19 protein-coding genes and 1 other RNA gene are annotated in these 24,286 nt (G+C 49.2%); 5 read left to right on the top strand and 15 right to left on the bottom strand.

Annotation, left to right across the window (positions count from 1 at the left end; all coding sequences use genetic code 11):
* Complete coding sequence (locus B160_RS0122495) at positions 1 to 591, top strand: DUF4126 domain-containing protein (RefSeq protein ID WP_026309951.1); 591 nt, start codon at positions 1 to 3, stop codon at positions 589 to 591.
* On the opposite strand, the gene mnmC2 is transcribed toward B160_RS0122495, so the two are convergent.
* From mnmC2 to B160_RS0122470, 6 genes are all read right to left on the bottom strand, one after another.
* A complete protein-coding gene (mnmC2, locus tag B160_RS0122490; protein WP_018630204.1) occupies positions 571 to 1,260 on the bottom strand; it encodes a tRNA (5-methylaminomethyl-2-thiouridine)(34)-methyltransferase MnmC2 in 690 nt (229 codons plus the stop codon). The genes B160_RS0122495 and mnmC2 overlap by 21 nt on opposite strands.
* The gene (locus tag B160_RS0122485) at positions 1,260 to 3,113 is read right to left on the bottom strand and encodes an outer membrane protein assembly factor BamB family protein (RefSeq protein WP_018630203.1); all 1,854 of its coding nucleotides are present in this window, start codon (positions 3,111 to 3,113) and stop codon (positions 1,260 to 1,262) included. Before B160_RS0122485 ends, mnmC2 begins: the two co-directional genes overlap by 1 nt.
* A 204-nt stretch (positions 3,114 to 3,317) precedes the next feature.
* Positions 3,318 to 3,695: a transfer-messenger RNA gene (gene ssrA, locus B160_RS31225) on the bottom strand.
* Positions 3,696 to 3,894: 199 nt separating this feature from the next.
* Entirely contained in the window at positions 3,895 to 5,250 is a 1,356-nt protein-coding gene (gene rseP, locus B160_RS0122480) for an RIP metalloprotease RseP (protein WP_018630202.1), read from the bottom strand.
* A gap of 118 nt (positions 5,251 to 5,368) precedes the next feature.
* A complete protein-coding gene (locus B160_RS0122475) occupies positions 5,369 to 6,523 on the bottom strand; it encodes a 1-deoxy-D-xylulose-5-phosphate reductoisomerase (protein WP_281163382.1) in 1,155 nt (384 codons plus the stop codon).
* Positions 6,524 to 6,603: 80 nt separating this feature from the next.
* Complete coding sequence (locus B160_RS0122470) at positions 6,604 to 8,100, bottom strand: GH3 family acyl-acid amido synthetase (protein WP_018630200.1); 1,497 nt, start codon at positions 8,098 to 8,100, stop codon at positions 6,604 to 6,606.
* A gap of 154 nt (positions 8,101 to 8,254) precedes the next feature.
* On the opposite strand from B160_RS0122470, the gene rplU reads away from it, so the two are divergent.
* From rplU to B160_RS0122450, 4 genes are all read left to right on the top strand, one after another.
* The gene (gene rplU, locus B160_RS0122465; protein WP_018630199.1) at positions 8,255 to 8,554 is read left to right on the top strand and encodes a 50S ribosomal protein L21; all 300 of its coding nucleotides are present in this window, start codon (positions 8,255 to 8,257) and stop codon (positions 8,552 to 8,554) included.
* Positions 8,555 to 8,628: 74 nt separating this feature from the next.
* Entirely contained in the window at positions 8,629 to 8,889 is a 261-nt protein-coding gene (gene rpmA, locus B160_RS0122460) for a 50S ribosomal protein L27 (protein ID WP_018630198.1), read from the top strand.
* A gap of 112 nt (positions 8,890 to 9,001) precedes the next feature.
* Positions 9,002 to 9,337: a hypothetical protein gene (locus tag B160_RS29920; RefSeq protein WP_018630197.1), complete on the top strand. Its 336-nt coding sequence runs from the start codon at positions 9,002 to 9,004 to the stop codon at positions 9,335 to 9,337.
* Between the two features lie 80 nt (positions 9,338 to 9,417).
* Positions 9,418 to 11,109 carry a helix-hairpin-helix domain-containing protein gene (locus tag B160_RS0122450; protein WP_040680289.1) on the top strand — a complete coding sequence of 564 codons (1,692 nt, stop codon included), beginning with the start codon at positions 9,418 to 9,420 and terminating at the stop codon, positions 11,107 to 11,109.
* Between the two features lie 133 nt (positions 11,110 to 11,242).
* On the opposite strand, the gene B160_RS0122445 is transcribed toward B160_RS0122450, so the two are convergent.
* The 9 genes from B160_RS0122445 to B160_RS0122395 form a co-directional block, all read right to left on the bottom strand.
* On the bottom strand, positions 11,243 to 15,079 hold the full coding sequence (locus B160_RS0122445; RefSeq protein ID WP_018630194.1) for a sensor histidine kinase: 3,837 nt from the start codon (positions 15,077 to 15,079) through the stop codon (positions 11,243 to 11,245).
* A 1-nt stretch (position 15,080) separates the two neighbouring features.
* Complete coding sequence (gene mazG / locus B160_RS0122440; RefSeq protein WP_018630192.1) at positions 15,081 to 15,866, bottom strand: nucleoside triphosphate pyrophosphohydrolase; 786 nt, start codon at positions 15,864 to 15,866, stop codon at positions 15,081 to 15,083.
* A gap of 20 nt (positions 15,867 to 15,886) precedes the next feature.
* Positions 15,887 to 16,735: an alpha/beta hydrolase gene (locus B160_RS0122435; RefSeq protein WP_018630191.1), complete on the bottom strand. Its 849-nt coding sequence runs from the start codon at positions 16,733 to 16,735 to the stop codon at positions 15,887 to 15,889.
* 185 nt (positions 16,736 to 16,920) lie between these two features.
* Positions 16,921 to 17,826, bottom strand: coding sequence for a polysaccharide deacetylase family protein (locus B160_RS0122430; protein WP_245562265.1), 906 nt, complete (start codon positions 17,824 to 17,826; stop codon positions 16,921 to 16,923).
* 544 nt (positions 17,827 to 18,370) lie between these two features.
* Positions 18,371 to 19,456 (bottom strand): glycoside hydrolase family 76 protein, encoded by a 1,086-nt coding sequence (locus B160_RS0122420; RefSeq protein ID WP_245562264.1) that lies wholly within the window; start codon positions 19,454 to 19,456, stop codon positions 18,371 to 18,373.
* Positions 19,457 to 19,464: 8 nt separating this feature from the next.
* Positions 19,465 to 19,890 (bottom strand): methylmalonyl-CoA epimerase, encoded by a 426-nt coding sequence (gene mce / locus B160_RS0122415; protein WP_018630187.1) that lies wholly within the window; start codon positions 19,888 to 19,890, stop codon positions 19,465 to 19,467.
* 51 nt (positions 19,891 to 19,941) lie between these two features.
* Positions 19,942 to 20,748, bottom strand: a complete 807-nt coding sequence (locus B160_RS0122410; protein ID WP_018630186.1) for a DUF4249 family protein — start codon at positions 20,746 to 20,748, stop codon at positions 19,942 to 19,944.
* 6 nt (positions 20,749 to 20,754) lie between these two features.
* Positions 20,755 to 23,079 carry a TonB-dependent receptor gene (locus B160_RS0122405; protein ID WP_018630185.1) on the bottom strand — a complete coding sequence of 775 codons (2,325 nt, stop codon included), beginning with the start codon at positions 23,077 to 23,079 and terminating at the stop codon, positions 20,755 to 20,757.
* A 265-nt stretch (positions 23,080 to 23,344) separates the two neighbouring features.
* Positions 23,345 to 24,226 carry an aldose 1-epimerase family protein gene (locus B160_RS0122395; protein ID WP_018630183.1) on the bottom strand — a complete coding sequence of 294 codons (882 nt, stop codon included), beginning with the start codon at positions 24,224 to 24,226 and terminating at the stop codon, positions 23,345 to 23,347.
* Between the last annotated feature and the right edge of the window lie 60 nt (positions 24,227 to 24,286).

Here is a 24,286-nt window from a genome sequence, read left to right as displayed (position 1 = left end):
ATGAATTGGGATGTACAAACCTTTTCGGCTGCCGCTCTTGGTATCGCACTGGCCGCATGTTGCGGTTTCAGGGTCTTTGTCCCCATGCTCGTTGCGGGCCTTGCGGGCCGGTTTGAGCTGTTCCATTTTTCTGAAAGCTTTGTATGGCTTTCCTCTATGCCGGCACTGATCGCCCTGGGTATTGCCACCGTTTTTGAGATCGCGGGCTATTACATTCCTTTTATTGACAACATCCTCGACACGATCGCAGCACCGCTGGCTGCTGTTGCGGGTACCTTACTGGCCACTTCGGTGATCCCTATTGATAACGATTGGATGCGATGGATCATTGGTATTGTTGCCGGAGGCGGAGGCGCGGGGCTGATCGCCTCCGGAACCGGGCTGCTGCGGCTGCTCAGCAGTAAAACAACACTTGGAACCGGGAACAATGTAGTGGCTACCGGAGAAAATGCCGCCGCCATCGGAGGATCGGTCCTGAGCTTCCTGATACCCGTGATCATGGCGGTCTTATTTGTCCTGTTCTTTATCTGGATCATTAAAAAAATGATCCGCAAAATGCGGGGCCACCCTTCAGCCGCTCAAGGGCATTGATGCCGCTATGGCACGTACTACTTCCCGTTTTCCCGGAGGTCCCTTGAGTTTTTGTACCACAAAGCCTGCCTCCTTCAGGGTTTTGCGTACCACCGATTTGGAGCAATAGGTCACCAATACGCCGCCCTCTTTCATATGCTCCCTTATTTTTTTAAATACACCGATCGTCCAGAGCTCGGGTTGATCACCGGGTGCAAACGCATCAAAAAAGCAGATATCGTATTCGCGGCCGGGCTGATACTCCCGCAGGTCTGCCCGGATCTTTTGCAGCAGCAGCCCTTCCCCGATCCGCACTTCCGCATTCCAGGGGGCCGTCATCAATTGCTCATATAAGCCCGGGGCATGGGTAAGCGTACCATAGTTGAGCCGGCCATAAACAGCCGCCGCAAGCGGATAGCGGTCAACACCGGTATAATGCATATCCACATTCCGCCCCTTCAGTGTCAATGCAGTCAGCAGCGCATTCAACCCCGTACCAAAGCCCACTTCAAGAATACTGAGCCCTGCGGGCCGGTGCCCCTCCAGATAATATTTCAGCCCGTTTTCAATGAAGACCTGCATGGACTCTGTAAACGCGCCCCGGGTAGAATGAAAAGAGATATCTGTGCCGCTGATCCCCACACTATCCGAACCATCGTCTGAATGAATGATATGATAGTCCGGCCGCATTATTTTTTGCTGATTTGCAGCACAACCACTTTCCCGTCCATTGTGGTTACGGCTATTTTCCGGTCGCTGATGAACTGCAGGTCGTGCACCAGGCAATTGGCCACTTTATGCACCCATACCGTTGCGCCGGTCTTCCGGTCAAAGGCGGCGATCACACCTTTATCACTGAACGCATATACCCGGCCCTTCCGCTCGGTGATCTTTGAAGGGTTCAATTCATAGTTGAACACATTATCCGTTTTCCATACAATAACAGCACTGTCTGCCTTCGTATCCACACCCACCAGGTGCCCCTGCATGGTCTTGGCAAAAACAACCTTTTTATCTGCAGACAGGCCCATCGATTCCCGTACCCGGTGATCATTCCAGCGGTGTTTCCAGATCAGCCTGCCGGTAGCGGCATCCAGCGCGGTCATATACTGATCCGGTGCCACCATAAAAATACGGCCAAAAGCAGTGACCGGCAGACAGGATGCGGGTGAAAGCATCCGGTTGCCATAGCCATTGTGAAAGACCCAATCCGCTTTTCCGGTCTTACTGTTGAGCGCATACAATTCATTGCCCCAGCTGCCAAAGACCAGTTTGCCTTCTGTATAAAGGGGCATTGCTTTTACGAAATTCCTTACGCTGTCATATTCCCATATTATTTTTCCATCCGCCAACCGGAGCGCCCTGAATTTTCCTTCTGAAGATCCTACAAAGACCGTCCCGTTCCTGATAACGGGCGTGGCCACGATCGATTTTGCAGTAGGTGTTGACCAGAGCAGGGCCCCGCTGCCGGCATCCAGGCAATAGATGGTGCCGTCTGTTGAAGGGATCACCACCCGGTCCTTTTCGATGGCGGGCGCCGCATAGATCTTGCCGCCCGTCTCAAACTGCCATACCACCCGGTTTGCATCGGGATCAAGGGCAAGCACCCTGCCGCGGCTATCGGGCGTGATGATCCGGTTCCGATACAACACAAAGCCATTACCAATATCCGAGGAGTCCTGGTAGCGCCAGATCTCTTTTACCTGCGGATAGCTTTGGTTGATGGTATAAGAAGGGCGGGGCCAGCTCCGGGTATCTGCATCCAGGTGATGATCTTTTAATACCACGGTTACCCACTCTTTTTTTGTTTGCACACCAGGTTTGCGTTCCCGGTAAACAGCACGTCCATTGTCGATGGTGATCACATTATATCCACCGATGCTGTCCTTCGCTCTCAGATTGGAGCGCCCCATTACACCGGGAATGCCTTCAAAATCATACTGCCGGTTCTGATGCCCGTGGCCGCACATATACAATTGGATATTGTGTTTCTTTAGCCGGTCGGCGATCTCATACCAGTTATTCAATCCCGAATCCAGCGGGTAATGATCTACAAATACGATCGGCTCCCTTTCGGGGATGGTGGCCAGCACGGAATCCAGCCATACGATATTTCCATAAGGCACCTGGCCCGGGCTCATCTTCATATTGGGTCCGCAATTGGCGCCCAGGAAATGGATGCCGCCGTAATTAAAGGCAAATACTTCATTGCCAAATATGCGGTTAAAGGTATTGGTACCGCTTTCTGACCAGTTGTCATCATGGTTGCCGGGTATGATGTACCAGGGTTTGTTCAGCGAATCGAGGAGCTGCTTTGCCAGCTTTATCTCCGCATCGGACCCAAACTCGGTAATATCCCCGGAAGCGATCACAAACCGGATATCCGGATTGGCGTTGATATCCCGTATGGTCCTCCGCAGATCCTCATCAGCATTATGGGAACCAATGTGCAGGTCGGAGATCTGGGCAAATTGAAAAGAAGATTGGGCTAAAGTCAGTTTTGCAAAAAAGCAGAGCAAGCCGATATAAAGAATCCGTTTCATGGGGGAAAGATAGACAAGATATCTTTACCGGCAAATCCATCCTTCAAAAACCGGCATCAATTTTTAGTTAAGGGGAAGAAAGATTTCAACGCTGTTGCGTAACATTCTCTTGTGGTTTTTGGGCAACAGAGCCACCTGGGAAGTGGAGCTGCATGCGCATAAAAAACAGGTTCAGGCAACTGAATTTCAGCAACCGGAACCTGTTCGTGGAGGCGAGGGGAGTCGAACCCCTGTCCAAACATATCCTCCAAAAGTCTTCTACATGCTTATTCCCTGTATTATTTGTCGGCGCAGCACCGGAAAAGGACAAACCAATGAAACGCTTAGCTGAATGAGTCTTTTGCTGCCGGCACAGCCTGAGGCAACAGCATCCTGTTTTTGTTTGATGAGTCGGCGGCGGAGCGTGGTAACAGAACAACCGGCTCAACGCGGCCCTAATGACTACTTAATCACTGATTAGGCAGCCATGGCATACTGAGTATTGCCATTTAAAATTTGAGTATTCAGATTAACGGGCTAATTACACAACGCCCGGCATGCTTCTACCCTCAAAGATCTACGCTGTCAAAACCAAGCGCCCCCTTATAGTTTTAAGCTATCTGGCTTCAGCCCTCAGCTGCCAGGCCTGGTTACCTGCTTCCGGTTTCCCGGAAATAAAAATCAGCATACAAAGATACGGATTAAATCGGAGACTTGTAGTGCCGGATCGGGAGGTCGGGAGGGCACGGAGCCCGGTACGACCTGCACCAATACGGTGATCCCTCAAAAGCGGAACCGGCCCCTATTTAAACAGCCGGAAAATATCCAGCCCCAGCGCATAAGCCATCAACCCGAGCAAGAGCACCATACCTGCCATCTGCGCATACTCCATAAACTTATCGCCTGGCTTCCGCCCGGTGATCATCTCGTAAAGCGTAAACAACGCATGACCGCCATCCAGGGCCGGTATGGGCAGCACATTCATAAAGGCGAGGATAATGGAAAACAGCCCGGTCATGGTCCAGAACCGCTCCCAGTCCCAGGATCCGCCAAATGTTTTACCAATGCTGATGACACTGCCCAGGTTATCGCTTACTGCATGCTCCTTGGAAGTGAACAGCAGCTTGATGCCGTCAATATATTCCAGCAGCCGGTTGACACCGTATTTCACACCCGCGGGGATGGACTCCAGGAAGCCGTATTCTTTCTTTTCAAATGTGATAAACTTTAAGGCCGATTGGATGCTATATCCCACTTTCCCGGCATCATTAAGTTTGGCTCCCACCTGTACTGTGTCTGTATGATTGCGAAGCACGGTAAGGGTAACAGCCTGATTTTTGTAGTTTCTTACCTGTTTTGCAAAGTCACTATAGTACAATGCCGGCGTACCGTTAATACCGATGATACGGTCGCCTTTGAGTAACCGGCCGGAAGTAAATTTAGCAACGGACCCGTCTACACTGTCTACCACATTCGGGAACCGAACAGAAACAAAGTTCTTCAGCTGGTTCCGGCTGAGCTCTTTTAAAAACCCCGGAGGAAAATTGATAACGGTATCCCTGCCATCCCGTTTTACGCTTAATGCATTCTTTTCATTTAACAGCAGCCGCTTTGGAAGATCGTAAAAATCGGTCAGTTCCTGGTTGTTCACTTTGGTGATCAGATCTCCATCCCGCAGGCCAACCTTCAACGCCATGGAATCGGCGGCAATACCATATTTCATATTGGCCACCGGCAGCTTCTCTTCTCCCCATACAAAAAGGATCATGGCAAAGATGATGAGCGCCAGTACAAAGTTGATGATCACCCCTGCCAGCATGATGATCAGACGCTGCCAGGCTGGCTTTGAACGGAACTCCCAGGGCTGGGCGGGCTGCTTCATGGCCTCTTTATCCATGCTCTCATCGATCATCCCGCTGATTTTTACATACCCCCCCAACGGTACCCAGCCGACCCCGTATTCGGTTTCTCCTATTTTCTTTTTCCAGAGCGAGAACCAGGGATTGAAGAAGAGATAAAATTTTTCAACGCGGCATCCAAACCATTTGGCAGTAATAAAATGCCCGAACTCGTGCAAAGCAATCAGGATGGAGAAAGATAAAATAAACTGACCTACGTTCGCACCAAAGGCTGACCAGTTAAATGCTAATAAAACCATGTATTAATAAGATATATATTTTATCAAGATGACAAAGATAGGAGGATAAAGTTCTAAATTCTAAGTCCAAAATTCTAAATCCTAAATTCCAGATATTCCTCGGACAATCCGCAGCGGCCTATAACCGGATGATATCAGCGGCCAGCGTGCGTGCTTCCGCATCGCTTTCAAAATAGTCAGACAATGCCGGTTTCTGCACATAGGCTACCTGGCTCATCACTTTTTCGATGACATCCGTCATCTCCAGGAAACCGATCCTGTTTTTCAGGAATGCATATACGGCAATTTCATTTGCGGCATTCATGACACAGGGAAGATTTCCTCCCGCTTCCAGTGCTTCCATGGCAAGTGCCAGGTTACGGAATGTTTTCAGGTCCGGTTCTTCAAAGGAGAACGTATTCATCCGTTTAAAATCAAACCGTGGATGGTCATTCAGGATGCGGGACGGAAATCCCAGCGCATACTGAATGGGCAACCGCATATCCGGCAACCCGAGCTGGGCTTTAATGCTGCCGTCTTCAAACTGTACCATGCTGTGGATGGCACTCTGCGGATGGATCAGCACATCGATCTGGTCCGGCTTTAAATTGAACAGCCATTTTGCCTCGATCATTTCAAGGCCTTTGTTCATGAGCGTGGCGGAGTCTATTGAAATTTTGGCTCCCATCTCCCAGTTGGGATGCTGCAGGGCGTGCTCCCGCTTAACATTTACCAGGTAATTTGGTTTACGCCCTATGAATGGCCCCCCGGATGCCGTGAGGTACACTTTTTCAATTTTATTACGGGTTTCCCCGATCAGGCACTGAAAGATCGCTGAATGCTCAGAGTCTACCGGTATAATGGGCACCCGGTTCTCCACCGCCATATTCATTACAATATCACCCGCTACCACCAGTGTCTCTTTATTGGCCAGGGCGATCGCCTTGCTGTTTTCGATGGCTTTGATGGTAGGTTTAAACCCGGCAAAACCCACAATGGCTGCCAGCATCAGGTCATACACATCCATGCCTGCCACCTCTTCGAGCGCATCTTCCCCTGCAAATACCTTTATATCCGTTTTAGCCAGCGCGTCTTTTACAAGGCCATATTTGCGCTCATCACCGATCACAACTATATTCGGATTGAACGTCAATGCCTGTTCAATCAGCAACTGGTCATTCGAAAACGCCGTTAATACCTCAACAGAAAACAGATCCGGGTTCTTTTCAATCACTTCGAGCGCCTGCTTTCCGATAGAGCCGGTTGAGCCAAAAATGGCGATTCGTTTTATCATACGTTCATCTCCCATTACTTTGTAGTGTTCCTGTCTAAAAAGGGGCTAAGATAGGGGCTGTTTCAGGAATAAAAAAATGCTTAATTCTTCACCCATTGTGTAAGGCCTTCTGCGATTTTCCGGTCGTTGCTCAGACGGGGTACTTTATTTTGCCCGCCCAGCTTCCCGATCGAACGCATATAGTCGATAAAGCCATTTTTCCGGACGGGGGTAATGATCAGCTGCTGCAGGATATTCCCCGAAACCAGGTCGTCATAATAGGCGTTCTTCTCCCGGAGGTACTGATCTACCTTTTCCGAAAAGCGGTGCATATCCTCCGGCTCATGCTCAAATTCAACAAACCACTGATGGTACGATTGTCCGGCATCGGTGCTTACATAAGGGGCCACGGTAAATTCTGTGATGTTTACATTGTCTTCCTTTGCCGCCTTTAACAGGCTGTATTCCACCTCTTCCCCGATCACATGCTCTCCAAAGGCCGAGATAAAGTGCTTGGTGCGGCCGGTCACCACCAGGCGATAAGGGTCCACCGACACAAACTTCACCATATCCCCGATGTCATATCCCCACAGGCCGGCATTATTGTTGATGATCAGTGCATAATTCACCCCGGTGGTCACTTCTCCAAGCGACAGCCGCTTCGGATTTTCTTTGCCGATCTCCTCCGCCGGGATGAACTCAAAAAAGATCCCGCTATCGGTATTGAGCAGCAGCCCCGGTTCGGTTTGAGTATCCTGGAAGGCAAAAAAGCCCTCTGATGCCGGGAAGGTCTCAATGCCATCTACCTTTCGCCCGATGCTTTGAAACAGCTTTGCCTGGTAGGGCTCAAAATTAACGCCTCCGTAGACCATCACCGAAAAATTCGGGAACAGCTCCCCTACGGGCTTACCCGACCGCCGGATCAGTTCATCAAAATACATCTGCATCCAGGGTGGAATTCCGCTGATGAGCGTCATATTCTGCTGGATGGTTTCCTCAACAATTTTCCCCAATTTGGTTTCCCAGTCTTCAATACAATTGGTTTCGTATTCCGGAAGCTGGTTTTTGCGCAAATAACGGGGCACATGGTGGTTCACGATCCCGCTGAGACGGCCGGTAGGAATGCCTCCCACCCGCTCAAGAACCGGCGAACCGCTTAAAAAGATCAGTTTGCCATCTGCAAAGGCCGTATTACCGGTCTCCGCCATATAGCATAACAGGGCATTCCGGGCTCCGTTAATGTGGTTACTGATCGATTCTTTGGAGATGGGGATGTATTTGGTACCGCTGACCGTTCCCGAGGTTTTGGCAAAATAAAGGGGTTGCCCCTTCCACAAAACATTGTGTTTGCCTGCCTTTATTTCTTCTATGTAATTTTTCAGCTGCTCATAGTTCCTGACCGGAACCGATTGTATAAATTGCTTATAATCATTAACTTCCGAAAAATAATGCTCCTTTCCAAACTGGGTGATCCGCGCCGTCTTAATCAGGTATTTCAGTGTATTTTCCTGATCCTCAACTGCCGTTTGCATTCCTTTTTTTATATTTTTGGATACAATTGATGCAAAGGGCTTGGCCAGGAATGATTTGAATTTCATTGCATTAATGAGTTTTTTCTATGCTTCCGGGAAACCGGAACTACAAATATAACGCTTGTTGAGGCAGAAGGGATATACAAAGGAATATATATTTAAATGTTCTGTTTGCAAAATTAAAAAATCTCCTTACCTTTGCCGTCCTAATTTTTAGACAATGATAGCAATTATTAAGGTGGCCGGCCAGCAATTCAAGGTTGAAAAAGATCAAACCCTGTTTGTGCCACATATTGAAGGCAAATCCGGTGATGCAATAAACCTTGAGGTTTTGTTAGCGCACATCGATGGAAAGTTATCTGTTGGCGGTGACGTTGCCACAAAAGTAAGCGCAGAAATTGTAGACCACGTAAAGGGGGATACCGTTATTGCTTACAAAACAAAAAGAAGAAAAGGCTTTCACAAAAAGAAAGGGCACCGTACTGCCTACACAAAAATTAAAGTAACCAATATCGCTTAATTAAGGTTCACAAGTTGAAATGTTGACAAGTTGATAAGAAACATTTTAACTTTAAACTTTTAAACTCATAAAAAATGGCACATAAGAAAGGAGAAGGTAGCGTTAAAAACGGCCGCGATTCAGAAAGCAAGCGCCTTGGCGTTAAAATTTTTGGTGGCCAGCCTGCTATTGCCGGTAATGTCATCATTCGTCAGCGGGGTACCGTTTATCATCCTGGTAAAAATGTAGGAGTTGGAAAAGACTTTACATTATTTGCTTTGTCTGATGGTATTGTTGAGTTCAGAAAAGGACGCAAGAACAGAACTTTTGTTTCTGTAAGCGAAGCCCAGGCTTAATGCTTTTTGCTGTGACTGAATAAATTGTGGAAAAAAAATTTGGCGGCATTAAATAATTGTATAATTTTACCGCCGATAATCCATTATTTACTAATCATTAAATTCAAAAAAAATGGCAGTTAAAAAAGCAGCAGCAAAAAAAGCAGCTCCTAAGAAAGCAGCAGCAAAAAAAGCAGCTCCTAAAAAAGCAGCAGCAAAAAAAGCAGCTCCTAAGAAAGCAGCAGCAAAAAAAGCAGCTCCTAAAAAAGCAGCAGCAAAGAAAGCAGCTCCTAAGAAAGCAGCAGCAAAAAAAGCAGCTCCTAAAAAAGCGGCTCCTAAAAAGGCAGCAGCAAAAAAAGCAGCTCCTAAAAAAGCGGCTCCTAAAAAGGCAGCAGCAAAAAAAGCGGCTCCTAAAAAAGCAGCAGCAAAGAAAGCAGCTCCTAAAAAAGCAGCAGCAAAGAAAAAATAAGAATCTCTTTCTGAAAGAAATTCAAAAGCCTTCCTCCCGGAAGGCTTTTTTTATTGCCCCCTCTTTCCTACTTTGCACTTATGAACAACAGTACCATTGCCGATCACTTCGCATTGCTTTCCAAGTTAATGGACATTCATGGGGAAAACTCTTTTAAGACAAAGACCTATTCCATTGCCGCCTTCCATATTGAACGGCTGGAGGAGCAGCTGACCGATACCGACCGTAATACCTACGGCTCCATCAAAGGGCTTGGGGCATCGGTGGCCGCCAAGATCATTGAACTGATCGACACGGGAAAAATGAAGGCCCTCGATGATCTTCTGGCCGATACACCGGCTGGGATCCTCGAAATGCTGGAATTAAAAGGGGTCGGCCCCAAAAAGATCCATGTTATCTGGAAAGAAATGGGGATTGCATCGGTAGGAGAACTGGAATATGCCTGTATCGAGAACCGGCTGACACGGTATAAAGGCTTTGGAGAAAAGACACAGGTAAAGATCCTGGAGTCCATCAACTTTTATAACCAGAACAAGGGACACTTCCTTTATGCGCAGATCCATGAGCTCTTTCCTTCTATTCAAAATTATCTCGAAAAGATCTTTGGAACGGATAAGGTCTGGAATACCGGCAATTATTACCGGCAGCTGCCCACACTGCATGAACTGGAATTTATTGTGGCTGAAAAGCTGGAGTTCATCAAGCAAAAATTTCAAACAGCTTATCCGCCCGAGCTCCTGGAAGAAACGGCCAACAGCGTGCTTTACAAACTGAACAACGGGCTTCGCCTGCGGGTGTATGCCATTTTGGAGGGGATCCCCCAGTTTTTGTTCAGCACCTCATCGGCACCGGAATTTTCAAAGGCCTTTCAGCAACGGTTCTATGACGGAAATTTTGAATCAACCACATTCAGCAGTGAATCCGAGATCTTCGAAAAAGCAAACCTTCCCTATATTCCCGCCTGTTTGCGCGAATCCGTTTCCATCATCGACCGCGCCGGGCAGAACGATATGCCCACACTGATCCAGGTAAGCGATATAAAGGGGATCGTGCATAACCACAGCACCTGGTCCGACGGGCTCTTTACCATTGAGGATATGGCCCGGGCGCTGATCGATAAAAAAATGGAATACCTCGTCATCTCCGACCATTCCCGGTCTGCAGCCTACGCCAACGGGCTTACCGAAGAACGGATCATACAACAGCAGCAGGTCATTGACGAACTGAATAAAAAACTGGCACCGTTCCGGATCTATAAAAGCATTGAGTGCGATATCCTCGGAGACGGCAGCCTGGATTACAGTAATGAAGTGCTGGCCACATTTGACCTGGTGATCGCATCCGTGCACAGCAACCTGTATATGAGCGAAACAAAGGCCATGGAGCGGCTGATGAAAGCCATAGAAAATCCTTATACGACCATCCTGGGGCATCTTACCGGCCGGCTGCTGCTGAGCCGCAATGGCTACCCCATCGATCATAAGAAGATCATTGAGGCCTGCGTGGCGCACAATGTTGTGATCGAGATCAACGCCAACCCGCACCGGCTCGACCTGGACTGGAGCTGGATCGAATATGCAATGAACAAGGGCGCCCTCCTGTCCATAAACCCCGACGCGCATACCATTGAAGGATTTGATGATATCCGGTATGGTGTCATCGCTGCCCAAAAAGGCGGACTTACGCCATCATGCAACCTGAGCAGTTTTTCACTGGCTGCATTCGAAGATTTTATCAGCAAAAGGAAGGCTGCAATCATTAGCAATACTTAAGCTTTTTCAGCATCCATAGTATGGTTGCCCACGGATGCCATAAAATCACACAGACATCGGTGGAGGTCTGTGCCGCCTGTGAGCCTTATCAGTGCATCGGGCATCCCATCACTTATCCCCGGTAGCAAACCATCTAATGCTCCGGCACCACCGGTAATTTTACAAAGAAGGTCGTTCCCACGCCAAGCTGGGTTTCAAACCAGATCATCCCGTTGGCTTTTTCAACAATACCCTTACACATGGCCAGACCCAGGCCGGTTCCGGAACTTTTGGTAGTAAAATTGGGTGTAAAGATCTTGCTTCGCATGGCATCACTGATCCCCGAACCATTGTCCGCCACGCTGATGACCACCGCGCCGTTCTGCAGGGTTTCTGTAACCGTAATGAGGCCCTGTAAATTTTTATCGCAGGCATCGATGGCATTTACCAGGAGGTTGGTAAACAGCCGGTTCATCTGCGTCTTGTCGGCCCTGACCGTTACCTCTTCCGGCAGCATCTGCCAGCGAAAGGCAACATCAGGATTTTTGCTGTAGATGCTCTCCAGCGGCTGCAATACTTCGTGCAGGTCAAAAACCATTTCCTTGACATGATTGATATTGGCAAACTGCGAAAAATCTGCCGCGATCTTCGAAAGATAGTCGATCTGCTCCACCAGGGTCCTTGCCACGCTTGAGGTCAGCTGCTGCACATTGGAGCTGTTTTCAGCTATTGCTTTCTGAAGATACTGAAGGCTGAGCTTCATGGGCGTCAGGGGGTTCTTGATCTCATGCGCCACCTGTCTTGCCATTTCCCGCCAGGCCTCCTCCCGTTCCGATCTTGCCAGCCGGTCGGCACTCTCCTGCAGCTGGGAAACCATTTTGTTATACTCTTTTACCAGCTGACCGATCTCATCGTTCCGTTCCCATACAATCTCTTCATTGACGTGCGAAAGACTCACTTGTTTCATTTTATTGCTGATCACCGTAAATGATACGGTGATACGGTTGGTGATCAGTAGCGCCAGCAGGCCGGTCAGCAGAAAGATGAACGCATAAAGATTGATCAGCGTAATGAGGAAGTTGGATATTTCCTGGTTGAGCTCCTGCTGTGAGGTAAAATAGGGAATGCTGAGATATGCATACGGCGCAGCCGTATTTGCTCCTACCGGGGCATAGATGGTATTATAAGAAAGCTCGGAGACCTGCTCTTTTTGTATATACTGGGCTCTCCGGAGTCTTAATAAGCTATAAAATGCGCGGGGCGACATCCGGGTGCTCAATACCCCCCGGCTATAAACATCCGCCTGGCTGGTGGCCCTCAATTCGCCCGTAAAATCATATACATTCACGTCGAGACCATGAATATCCGAAACCCTTTTTACAACCGCGTTAAATGCATTGGCCTGGAACAGATCCTCATTAAAACGTCCTCCCTGCAACAGCAGCCGCAGGCTGTCATGCAGGTTGATCTCATTTAGCATGATGTTCATCGTCCTGCTCAGCCGGTCGTTGTTAGAGTCCTCAAACCGGTTGATAAAAAACGAGATGGTGGCGGCGCCTACAACCACAAATGCCAGTATATTGATCAGAATAAAGGTACCATGGATCTGGCTGCGGATCGTGGGAAAAAAAACAGAGTTCCGGAGCAGCTTTTTATTCATAAATGCTCCTAGCACCGTCATCAAAACATTGATCACCGCTACCAGGAACAGGAATGAGCAAAAAATATAGGAAAACAGCGTGGTCGCCTCCAGGAACATCTCGCTTTTACGCGCCATGATGATCACTTTGGAAGCGCTGGCACGGTACCACACCTCGTTGTAGCCCGCACGTTCCCTCAGCTCCACCTTCTTTTGGGGAAACTGACTGCTGGTAAGCGTGGTGGTAAAGGGATATTTTTTTGAGGCCGAGGACGACGTAAGCTGGTTGTTATGATAGATCGCAAACTGGTAAACCGCAGAGTTTGAGAACTCTCCCTGCTTGAATTGCTTGAACAGTTCCGGCTTAATATTGGCAACCGCAAACCTGCGGGGGTTGGACACGATATAAACCGTTCCGATAAGCCGGCCGCTTTCGGCACTTTTAATGATCCGCCGCGTGATGTATGCAAAATTATCGAACTCCTCCGATTCATAAAAGTACATATCGGGCAGGGATGTTGACCGCGACCGGTTGGCAATGGTAGTATTTAAGGAAGCCACCGTTTGCGGAAAGGGGTTGTACAAGGGATTGTCCAGGCTGTCAAAAATATACAGGTTGGTAACATAATTATTCAGATAGCCGATATAATTACGCTGCCGCATGCTGTCTCTCAGGTAGGTATTCTGCTCCTCATCATACAAGCGGTAAAAATTATTCCTGAAATAATTGCTGTCCATGTATTTATTGGCAATGCTGATCAGCCGTTCGCTCGCCGGGTCCGTTTGCGTGGCCAGCTTCTGACAATAAAGCGTGCGCAGGTTCAATTCAGCTTTGGTGATCTCGTTGAGCATGAGTAAACAGAGGCTGATCGAAAAGATAAAGATCCAGAGCACGGTTCCGGAAACGCTGAACTTTATAAACCGGTTGATGGTTTCTTCTTTTGTAAAAACAAAGGTATAGGCCAGCAGCCACACCAGAACCGGCAGGCAGAAGCTTACCTCGCTACCCGCTACAAATCCGGAGATGAACAGCAGGCCCAATACGGCCATCCAGAAATACACCTGCCAGATCTTGGTTGTAAATGCAGCAAGAATGTATTTATAAAGCGTTCTGCTGAGGTAGTAAAATCCTAAACAGAGACAGGCAAGTATCAGGAATCCTACGATGGTATATACACTGAGGCTGTCGATATTGGTAACATCGAACGAGATCTTCGATTTTGCTATAATGCCCTTTATCACCCCTGCAATGCTGAAGGTAGCTGCGATCAGGGTCACCAGGCAGCTGACGCCGGCAACCCTGACCGTTCTTTTTGAATACCGCCCTATAACAAACGGACGTACAGAAAGTCGGTTCCAGACAAATACACAGATCCAGCAAAAAATCAGGCTGTTGATCAGCAGGTCGCCGAATGTGGGAAGCAGGAAACCTGCCCGGTACAGATCGGGATCAAACAATCTAAATTCCGAAAAATTCCAGGCGTCGCCCATGAAGTACACTCCTACACGAAATGAAAGCAAACAGGCCAGCAGCAGCCAGATCTGAAGCTTGTAATTGGCAGGAGCAAACCGCTTGGCCAGCAGCAGGTACCCGGACAGGAAGATCAGGAAAAAACCGATGATCTTAAATAGCACGGCAAATTCCGAGTCGCGCGCCGAATTGACCTGCGGTCGCTTTTTTTGAGCACTGACGGTTGCATCTGCAGCTCCATCCATTTTCCGGGCAAACTTTACTTCCGGTTTCTTTTTGAGATAAAAGACCGGTTCCCCATTCATTCCCCTGATCGCGTTCTTTGTGGGGCTGGTGGTGATGTCCATGATGCGATCCATCTCCTGATCAAACGGGTAAGAGTCCCGCAGGTAATCGGTTTCCACAAAAAAGGATGATTTCATCAGGATCAGGCAGAACGCTGTAAAATCCGGGTGACCGGGCACCGGTCTCCGGAGCGCGTAATAATACCCATTGGCCAGCCGAATGCCCTGTTCTTCCTGATCGCTGTACAAAAGCTCGTCCGAGGGAACCACGATCCCGGTATTCCAAAATCTAAGGAAAAATTTATCGCGGTCGCTTTTATACAGGTAAAAATAAAAACGGCTGTCGGGTATATTTGCCAGGTCGCGGAGCGATTCCCGCGATTGGGTCAGCCGGTCCATCAGGTCCGGCCTGGCCAGGATCTGTTCAAACTGATGCACCCGTGTTCTGATCTCCCTTTCAAAAAGCTTCGATTGGGCATCCAAAGAGGTATTTTTCAGATAGCTGGAACTCAACAAAAATGCGCCGGCAAAAATAACCAGCGCTGCCGATAAAAGCAGCAGCTCCCACAGATACTTATTCCTGCTGCGTTTTTTCATGTTAATGCTGCTCCGATTTTATCTGATTCCATAAAGCATCCATTTCTTCCAACGTCAGCGCCGCAAGGTTATTGCCGTTGGCCGCGGCCAATTGTTCCATACCGGTAAACCGGCGGATGAATTTTTTATTGGTACGTTCCAGCGCCGCCTCTGCGTCTATCTTCAAAAACCGTGCGTAGTTGATCAGGGAAAACAACAGATCCCCAAATTCTTCTTCCATTGCTTCCGCTTTGCCGGTTGCTACCGCTTCCCGGAGCTCCCCGGTTTCTTCCGTTACTTTTTCCCATACCTGTGGCGCCGATTCCCATTCAAACCCTACCTGCCGGGCCTTTTCCTGGAGCCGCATGGCTTTTACCACTGCAGGCAGTGACCGGGGCACCCCGCTCAATACTGAGGTCTTCCCTTCTTTCAGTTTCAGCTGTTCCCAGTTTTTCTTAACATCCTCTTCAGACCGCACTTCCTTCAGGCCGCTGATCTCCGCATCCGGGGGATAGATATGCGGGTGCCTTTTGATCAGCTTTGCGGTGATGCCGGACAATACATCGGTTATGGAAAACTGTGCCTGCTCCTGCGCGATCCTGGAATAAAAGACAATATGCAGCAACAGATCACCAAGCTCTTCTTTGATACCGCCCCAGCTTTCCTCGATAATGGCATCGCCCAGTTCATATGTTTCTTCAATGGTCATCTGCCGCAATGTATGAATGGTCTGTTTGCGGTCCCAGGGACATTTCTCCCGGAGCTCGTCCATTACCTGTACCAACCTGTTAAATGCATCCTGGCTCATTTACTTTTTTTTACGGTTTATTATTTTGCCCCGGCATCTGATGCCGAAAAAAAGCGATCCATAAACAAAAGCTGGTAATAGATCGCATTTTGCCAGTAGGCAGATGTGTGACCGCCCGGCCGGGTGATATAATCGTGTGGAATATTGCGCAGGAGCAGCTCCTGGTGCAGCTTTTCATTTACCTTATAAAAGAAATCTTCCGTTCCGCAGTCGATGATGATCTTTAATGTTTTGGGCTCAATAAGGTGCAGCATATTGATGACAGTATTTTTCTCCCACCGTTCCGGGAACTCAGAATATTTACCCAGGCGTTTTGCCATGTCCCAGTTATTGGGAAACGGCCGGATGTCCACCCCCCCGCTCATGCTTCCCGTGGCTCCAAAAACATCGGGATGCTTTATCGCCAGGTATAAGGCGCCGTGCCCGCCCATGCTCAGCCCGGCGATGCCCCTGCCTTTGGCTGCAGCAATGGTAGCATAGTGCTTATCGACCCAGGCTACCAGTTCTTTTGCCACAAAGGTCTCGTACTGGAAGGCAGGATCCACAGGGCTGTCCCAGTACCAGCTTCCATAGCCGCCATCAGGGCAAACCAGGATCATTTGATACCGGTCCGCTCCGTCAACCGCGCCCTTCACAGCAGGCCAGTAGGCATAACTGCCGCTGTACCCGTGCAGCAGGTACACAACGGGGTATTTTTTTGTTTTGGCATATCCATCGGGCAATATGACCACAGTCTTGATATTCTTTTTCATTTTCGCACTGTACACCTCCAGCGTATCTGCGGTAGATGCCAGCAGGTTCAGGTGCAGCAGCAGGAACGCCGCTACCGCAAAAAACTTCGTCATTTTTGTGAACATTGTTTGGATCATACCGACGAATTTATACAAAAAAAAGGAAGCTTCCTGTACTTATCCTGAATATGGACAAACAAACAACGCTCCGATATGAGATACCGGATCGCTGATTTGAAAACGCGGAATGCGGAAACGTGGAAAATGTTTTGAACCCGGAACCGGAACCATGAAACTTTAAGCTGATACAACAGCAAGCGCTCTTAAAAGCGCTTCTGATTCGCCAGCGCCTCTTTTACCCCGGGATACTCGGTGATCAATGCCAGCTCGTATCCGGTCCGGGTCTTCAGTTTGCGGATAAACTCATGAAGCTTCAGGGAGTCCGTTGGCGTCCTCCACATTTGATCGTGTGCCAGGATCACGAGGTTATCGGGTTTGAGTGTTTTATTGGCGGCAAATAAATGATCCACCTGAGCGATCAGCTGATCCGGGGTCTGAACTGCCTGCGCGTTCTTATGATTGAACCGCCATTCAAGATCCCATCCGATCAATACATAACCGCCTTTTTTCTGTAGAGAATCGATCACCGACTTATTCTTTACCATATCCGTGCGGCTGGTGCTGTCGATCCGCCAGGCATTGCGTCCCGGCGTACGGGCGATCGGCTCTTTGATCATCATCAGTGCCTGTGCCCGGTTAAAGTCGGAGATAACCGAATCCGGATTTTTGTAAAAACCCGTAAAACGGTTCTTCCAGGCATGGGAATAGCTGTGATTGAATAATTCAATGCCCGGGGAGCGCTGCAGGTCCTCCCACATTAATTTTTGTTCGGTGCTGGATTTTGTATGCAGCCCCACCAGGAACAGCGTCGCCGGCACTTTTTCTTCCTTCAGGATGGTCAGTAAATTCCTCGTTCCCTGATTGGGCCCGTCGTCAAAGGTCATAAAGATCCGCTTTTTCTGCTGTGGCTCCGGGTGCAGCTCTTTCAGGTTAATGGATACCGAGTCCGGGATCTGCAGGTCGGCCCCGAGTTTTTGCCCCTTTTTGCCAGAGCCAGGGCCGTTACAGGAAATCAGCAGTAAAAAAAGCACAGCGCCCGCTAAGCCCTGCCCTTGCCTCATAAACGCAGGGCATGCCGGCCGGAATACCCTTTCCATGAATAGTTTCATATTTTTCTCAAATCAAAAAGAGTGGTAAAACACGCAGACGAACGGAGCCTGCAGATGATCTGTATCATCCATCCGAGAGCAGCAGCAGTGCCTGGAAGGGAGCAGGCGCACTTATTGTTCAATGTGCAGAAGCTACATATAGCTTCCGGATCCCGCAGACCTTCACTGATATCCTGTGACATCCGTGCGCAATAAAAACACCCTGCTCCTGCCTTCAATACCGGTGATTGATCTTTTTTGATGTCCCTTCAAAAGATCCGTTTTCCTATTTTCCTAACTCACTGCCTGATCCGTAAAACAACGGTGCCCGCATAAGGTCAGCCATAAAACAAAAGCCTCCCGAGCATTTCCGACAGACTTTCCTGATGTGCATCCCTAATATTTTACCATCCAACTGTAAAACTAACCAATAGGCAGATGATTTCAAAAAAATCCCTGGTGATCCGGATCAAGATATTTTACCGGGCCGGAACCGGTATGGCTGCTCTTTGCTTTAACTGAAAAATGATGCCGTGCAACGGGCATTTTTTGATAAAACAGCACCTCACTTTAAGGCGCCCTGCTTTTGCAGCCGGGCCATGCGCCCAAGTATTTCCAGCATTCCTCCCTGGGGAACCAGATTCTGTGCTTTCCCATTTTTCCCAAAAAGCCCCTGGTCATTTTTATGTGCCACTGCATGATCTACCGCTTTCCGGAAACCATCGAGCCACGCAGTGTTTTTATCATAAGCCCATAGCTGCTGAAAGCCTCTCAGCAATACGGCATTGAACCAGTAGTTGTCGTGGAACTGTCCCTTTTCAAAAAAACGACGGTCGGCCGCGGCGGCTATTTTTTGTGCCTCTTTAAGATAGGCACCCTCCCCCGTCAGCTTATAAAAAAGCACATTGGCTTCCAGCATGGTTCCTGCATTATACGAATAGATCCGCTTATCAACATGGTTATCTTTCAGGTTCAGATTGTCGTAATACAAGCCCTCCGGAGTGCGCAGCCTGCTGTTTACCCATTGATACAGCCCGGTGGCGGTCTTCAGATACATGCTGTCGGCCGTAGCCCTGTACAATTGCAGCGCCAGCAGGATCCCCGGCCCGTTGCTGCAGGTATTCTTTGTGGTCTTCTTCCCTTCTTCCCAATAGAGCCCTCCCCCGGAAACCGTATCAAAGCCGCTCATCATAAAGCGATAGATCTCCTCCCCGTGGTGCAGCCATCGCTGGTCACCGGTCTTTTCATATTGGTGCATTACCGCGATCCCGATCCACTGGTTGTCGTCATAAAACCGGCTGCCGCCACCCAGCTCCGGCGGAAAGGAAGCATACCCCGCTGCCGGTTGTCTTTGATCATAATACTTCCGGATGATGCCAAAGGTCTGCTCAAAGTCTTTTGCATCCGGCTCTCCTGCCTGGTACGCCTCCAGCAACGCGCACAATGGCCACAGGTAAGAGGATGGCCGGTCGTCTGCACGGGCAGGCGCATGTTCCCGGTAGTAGTTCAGCCGGGGGTTATAATACTGCCGGAGGATCTGCTCCTTGAGCAGCCGGTATTCTTTTGCATAATCCGGCCCCTGTGCCCTTCCGCTGTTTGCCATGGCCAAAAGCATCAGCAGAAAAAAAAGAAGCCGGTATGCGGGTTTCATTGCCATCATTACGAAAGTTGTTGTCCGGCAGGCGGTTTTGAGCAGAGCTCCGTCAGCACACCGTAGGTGGATTTGGGGTGAAGAAATGCGATCTCCAGTCCCTCCGCGCCCGGCCGGGGCTGCGTATCGATCAACGCTATTCCCTTTTCTTCAACCGACCGGAGGGCTGTGCCCACATCCGCTACTGCAAAAGCAATATGATGCACGCCCTCTCCCTTTTTTTCGATGAACCGGGCTACCGGACCATCCGGCGCCGTCGCCTCCAGGAGCTCTATTTTTGTATCCCCGATCTTAAAAAAAGCGGTCTTTACTTTTTGATCCGCGATCTCCTCCACTCGGTAACATTGCAGGCCGAACACCTCTTCCCAATAACGGATGCTTTCCTCCAGGTTCCGGACTGCCAGGCCGATGTGCTCGATATGCGTTGGTTTCATGTTTTACTCTTTTCGAGGTTGAAGTTATTTATTTTTACCGGGCAGCCCGTTTCATTTTACACTGAGCTCCCGTTTGTCGAAGGTATTGGCACTGAAATAGCCGAGGGCGCCTCCGCGGATGTTGGTTGCCGGGTTTCCTGGAGAAGCGCTTTGATTTTGTCCCAATGCACTTTGTGTTACACCATACCAGAACTCATAATTATCCATATTGATGCACCGCATGTCTACCTGCAGGTTATCGCCCGCTTTAAGATCCGATGCTTCATCACTGGAAAAGATCAGCAGCTCATATATTACATTACGGCCATTGATCAGCTTGTCATTGGTGATAAAAATAGTGTTTTCTTTTTCCCCGTTCACTATCTGTGTAAACCGGTACGCATTTCCCGGTGGCGGCGGATCCCTGAACTCCACAGTAGCGATGCCCTGCTGTCTTCCCACAAACAGGCGGCTGGTGGTGTATAGCGTATCGAACGCTACTTTTTCCGGCATAACAGAAGTGGCGGTAAATGTTTCATTCCCTACCCGCACAGACAGGTAATAGGTCTTGCCGGGCTTTCCGGAAGCATTCGCCCGGTAAAGCCCGTTGCCCCTGTGCTCCAGGGCCACGGGCGGCTGGCCTTCCTCCGCAACGGTCACCGCCGCATCCTCTACCCCTTTAAAAAGATTGAGATCCGAAACGTCCAGCGTCTGCGATACGATCACACTGTAAGAATCCTCCTGATCCGTAACCGTGCCTTCGATCACATATTTTTTACGGGTATCCTGAATATCCACATGGATCACTTTCTGGCAGCCGGTTGCTGTCAGCAGCAGGAAGAAAAAAAAGCAGCGAAAAGCACCGTTTCTCTTTTTCATGTCTGCTTAAAATTTAAAATGCCATGAAATGGAGGGAACAAAACGGAACAGCGAGGTTTGCATCGCTTCCGTGATATCGGGATTGTCTTCATTCTGCTGAAAGGTGATCAGGTAGGCATTTTCGCGCCCATAGGCGTTAAACAGGCTAAATGCCAGTTCCGATGACGTATTCTTTCGCCGGGTCTTCAGCTGCCGGGTAGCACCCAGGTCCAGGCGATGGTAGGCCGGCATCCGGTAGGCATTGCGCCGGGTGTAATAAAACACAATTTGTTTGTCAATGACATATTTGCCACTGGGGAAGGTTACCGCGTCCCCGGTATAATATACCCAATTGGCGGAGAGGTTCCATTTTTTGTTCAGCTGGTAGTTGGTCACAATGGCAATATCATGGGTGCGGTCCTGCCGGGCATTGTACCATTGCCCGTCATTGATGCCTTCGATCTTCCGCTCCGTTTTTGAAAGGGTATAACCGATCCAGCCGGTAAACCGGCCCTGTTTTTTCTTCAGCAACAGCTCCAGGCCATAAGCCCGCCCGATGCCCGACAGCAATTGCGTTTCAATGGCGTCATTGGTATATACATCCGCGCCTGTCCGGTAATCGATCTGGTTTTGAAAAGACTTGTAATAGGCTTCCGTTGTAAGCTCGTAGCGGCTACCCGCAAGATTTTTATACCAGCCAACCGAATAGATATCCACGAGCTCAGGTTTGATGACATTGGTACTGGCGATCCATTTGTCCGTAGGAAAATTGGCTGCAGAATTGGATACAAGATGCAGGTTTTGTGTATTGCGCGCGTAGGAGGCCTTAACCGAGGTGCTGTTATTTAAAATAAAGCTGGCGGCAATCCTCGGCTCCAGGTTCCAGTAGTTCTTTACCAATGCCCCTTTGGCATATCGCAGGGTATCGGTAACCGTTCCCGCGTCATCGACCTCATAAAAATCACCGGGGCCAAAAATAGCAAAGGACGAGAGGCGGAGCCCAAAAGCCAGGTTGAGCCATTTTGCGGCTTTCCAGGTGTCGGACGCAAAAGCAGAGGTTTCCCACGAATACCGGTCCTGCAGGTAAAGATTGTTATAGCTGGTCTTTCCGGAACTGGTGATTTCGCCCGGTGTAATGGTATGATAAATGGAATTGAACCCAAACCGCAGGGCATGGCTGGAGCCGGCGTACCATTGCACTTCCTCCTTCAGGTTCAGATCCCTTATCTGCGAAAAAATATTCAGATCATTATTGGAGTTATTGATAGCGATGTTATAGTTAAAATCGCTGTAAATAAAGGAGGTATTGGAAAAAAGGCGGTCGTTGAAGATATGGTTCCAACGCAATGTTCCGGTCTTGTTACCCCAGTCCATTCCGAATTGTTTTTCCAGCTTCAATACATCGCGCCCCAGGTATCCGGACAGGTATAAGCGATCCTTTTTCCCCAATGTGTAGTTCATTTTTGCATTTACATCGTAAAAGAACAGGCGGGTGTTCCGGTTGGATGAATCGCCGAAGACCGGCAAAAACAGATCTGCATAGGTGCGCCTGCCGGAAACAAGGAAGGAGGACCGGTCCCGCTGGATAGGCCCTTCTACATTGAGCTTTGCCGAGATCAAGCCTACCCCGCCACTCACGGCATAGCGCTGGTTATTACCTTCGTTCATTTTTACATCAAGAACGGAGGAGAGCCTGCCGCCGTACTGGGCGGGCATTCCGCCTTTATAAACGGTTACATCTTTTACAATATCAGAATTAAACGTGGAGAAGAAACCCATCAGGTGTGAGGCATTGTACACATTTGCCTCATCCAGCAGGATCAGGTTCTGGTCGGTAGAACCGCCTCTTACATAGAAGCCGCTGTTGCCGTCGCCCGCTGATTTTATCCCCGGCAGGAGCTGGATCGCTTTTAGAATATCCCGTTCCCCCAATAACATGGGGATGGTGTTGATCTCTTTCATGGTAAGCCGTTCCACCCCCATCTGTGTGCCCCGGATGGTACGGCCGGTTGTATTAGCGGTTACCTTAACACTGTCGAGGTCTGTTGCCAGTTCCGGCAAAGAAACGTTCCGGACCTGATCTCCGGTCAGGCGGATGGTGGTGCTCAGCGGTTCAAATCCTACCGCAGAATAGGTAATGTCATAATCGCCCCGGGGAAGGGTAAGGGAATAGAACCCATACTCATTCGACACCGTGCCGGCCGCTTTCCCTGTTACCTCTACGCTGGCATTGATCAGTGTTTCGCCGCTGGCTGCCGACTTAACGGTGCCGCTCAGCGTAAATTTTTCCTGTGCAAAGGAAGTAAGCGTCAATAAGAGCCCAATAAAAAAAGTGCCGGTCTTCTTTATCATATTCCTGAGTCTAAACAACCTCAATGCAACAAAAATAGCTGAACTGGGGCAGATTATTGTCATCCGCCTCTTTTGGGTGATATGACAACAGAAAGCGGTTCTTTTGCAATGCGGGGGACCATGACCCGGGGTACCGCTACCCCAGATTTTGCTGCCACAGAATGCCCGCGAAAAGCTTGCCAGAAAGCGGAGTCCCTGCCCCCAAACGCAGGGAAGCCGGTGACCAGTCATCCCGCCGGGACCCGGAAAAAAACACCGGCCGCGGCTATGAAATGATGGTTACGGACCAGGTCCTTTGAAAGACCTGCCCCGGATCGAGTACATTGATCCCTTCTTTTTTTGTAAGATCCTGACTTGCGTCCACAGCATCGGCAATGCCGCACCAGGGCTCCAGGCACACAAAGTCGGCCCCGGGCGCCGCCCATATGCCCAGGTATGGGAACCCCTCCCAGGTAAACTCAAACCCTTTGTGTGTACGATCGGATAAAAGCGACAATTTTCTTGACTTCAGATTCTTAAAAACAAGCGCATCTTTTGCAAACAATCCCTTATTTAAACGAAGCTTCCGGGTTCCTGTAAAAAAAGGAACCGGTTCTTTTGCGATAAGCCCGCCTGCCTCGATCGGCCATTTCCCCGCATCTTCCTTTTCTTCAAATTCCAGCGCATATTCCACATAGGCATCCCCCTGGAACAGGGGCAGCTTAAAGGCGGGATGGCCTCCTATCGAAAACCACATTTTCTGATCTCCGGTATTGGCCACCTCATAGGTAACCCGCAATGTTTTATGATTCAGCTGATATTTTAGTTTCAGGTCGAACTCAAAAGGATAGACCTTTAAGGTTTCCCCGGAGCTCTTCAAAGAAAAGACAAGCTCATCGGCCATCCGGCCGGCAAGGGCAAAATCCATCTCCCGGGCAAAGCCATGGCGATTCAGCTGATAATCCTGCCCGCCAAATTGATACCGGTTCTCTTTTAGCGCACCCACAACCGGGAACAGTACCGGAGAATGTTTTCCCCATACAGCAGGATCGCCACCCCACATATAGTCCAGGCCGCTGCTTCGATCCACTAGGCTCTGCAGTTCGGCGCCTTTTTCAGAAACAGCCACTTTTAACGCTCCGCTTTCAATCTGGTATATTTTAGTCATACTTCTCCGTTTTGAACAATATAAAAACGGAAAATAGATACTTTTAGTATGCCACTGAGT

The organism is Niabella aurantiaca DSM 17617, assembly GCF_000374125.1.
GTDB lineage: Bacteria > Bacteroidota > Bacteroidia > Chitinophagales > Chitinophagaceae > Niabella > Niabella aurantiaca.
The sequence above is the reverse complement of the archived record's forward strand: the minus strand, read 5'-3'. Positions and strand labels throughout refer to the sequence as shown.

Excerpts from the sequence above, each read along its gene's own strand:
- B160_RS0122495 (WP_026309951.1), top strand. The coding sequence starts at position 1 with ATGAATTGGGATGTACAAACCTTTTCGGCTGCCGCTCTTGGTATCGCA.
- mnmC2 (WP_018630204.1), bottom strand. The coding sequence starts at position 1,260 with ATGCGGCCGGACTATCATATCATTCATTCAGACGATGGTTCGGATAGT.
- B160_RS0122485 (WP_018630203.1), bottom strand. The coding sequence starts at position 3,113 with ATGAAACGGATTCTTTATATCGGCTTGCTCTGCTTTTTTGCAAAACTG.
- rseP (WP_018630202.1), bottom strand. The coding sequence starts at position 5,250 with ATGGTTTTATTAGCATTTAACTGGTCAGCCTTTGGTGCGAACGTAGGT.
- B160_RS0122475 (WP_281163382.1), bottom strand. The coding sequence starts at position 6,523 with ATGATAAAACGAATCGCCATTTTTGGCTCAACCGGCTCTATCGGAAAG.
- B160_RS0122470 (WP_018630200.1), bottom strand. The coding sequence starts at position 8,100 with ATGAAATTCAAATCATTCCTGGCCAAGCCCTTTGCATCAATTGTATCC.
- rplU (WP_018630199.1), top strand. The coding sequence starts at position 8,255 with ATGATAGCAATTATTAAGGTGGCCGGCCAGCAATTCAAGGTTGAAAAA.
- rpmA (WP_018630198.1), top strand. The coding sequence starts at position 8,629 with ATGGCACATAAGAAAGGAGAAGGTAGCGTTAAAAACGGCCGCGATTCA.
- B160_RS29920 (WP_018630197.1), top strand. The coding sequence starts at position 9,002 with ATGGCAGTTAAAAAAGCAGCAGCAAAAAAAGCAGCTCCTAAGAAAGCA.
- B160_RS0122450 (WP_040680289.1), top strand. The coding sequence starts at position 9,418 with ATGAACAACAGTACCATTGCCGATCACTTCGCATTGCTTTCCAAGTTA.
- B160_RS0122445 (WP_018630194.1), bottom strand. The coding sequence starts at position 15,079 with ATGAAAAAACGCAGCAGGAATAAGTATCTGTGGGAGCTGCTGCTTTTA.
- mazG (WP_018630192.1), bottom strand. The coding sequence starts at position 15,866 with ATGAGCCAGGATGCATTTAACAGGTTGGTACAGGTAATGGACGAGCTC.
- B160_RS0122435 (WP_018630191.1), bottom strand. The coding sequence starts at position 16,735 with ATGATCCAAACAATGTTCACAAAAATGACGAAGTTTTTTGCGGTAGCG.
- B160_RS0122430 (WP_245562265.1), bottom strand. The coding sequence starts at position 17,826 with ATGAAACTATTCATGGAAAGGGTATTCCGGCCGGCATGCCCTGCGTTT.
- B160_RS0122420 (WP_245562264.1), bottom strand. The coding sequence starts at position 19,456 with ATGAAACCCGCATACCGGCTTCTTTTTTTTCTGCTGATGCTTTTGGCC.
- mce (WP_018630187.1), bottom strand. The coding sequence starts at position 19,890 with ATGAAACCAACGCATATCGAGCACATCGGCCTGGCAGTCCGGAACCTG.
- B160_RS0122410 (WP_018630186.1), bottom strand. The coding sequence starts at position 20,748 with ATGAAAAAGAGAAACGGTGCTTTTCGCTGCTTTTTTTTCTTCCTGCTG.
- B160_RS0122405 (WP_018630185.1), bottom strand. The coding sequence starts at position 23,079 with ATGATAAAGAAGACCGGCACTTTTTTTATTGGGCTCTTATTGACGCTT.
- B160_RS0122395 (WP_018630183.1), bottom strand. The coding sequence starts at position 24,226 with ATGACTAAAATATACCAGATTGAAAGCGGAGCGTTAAAAGTGGCTGTT.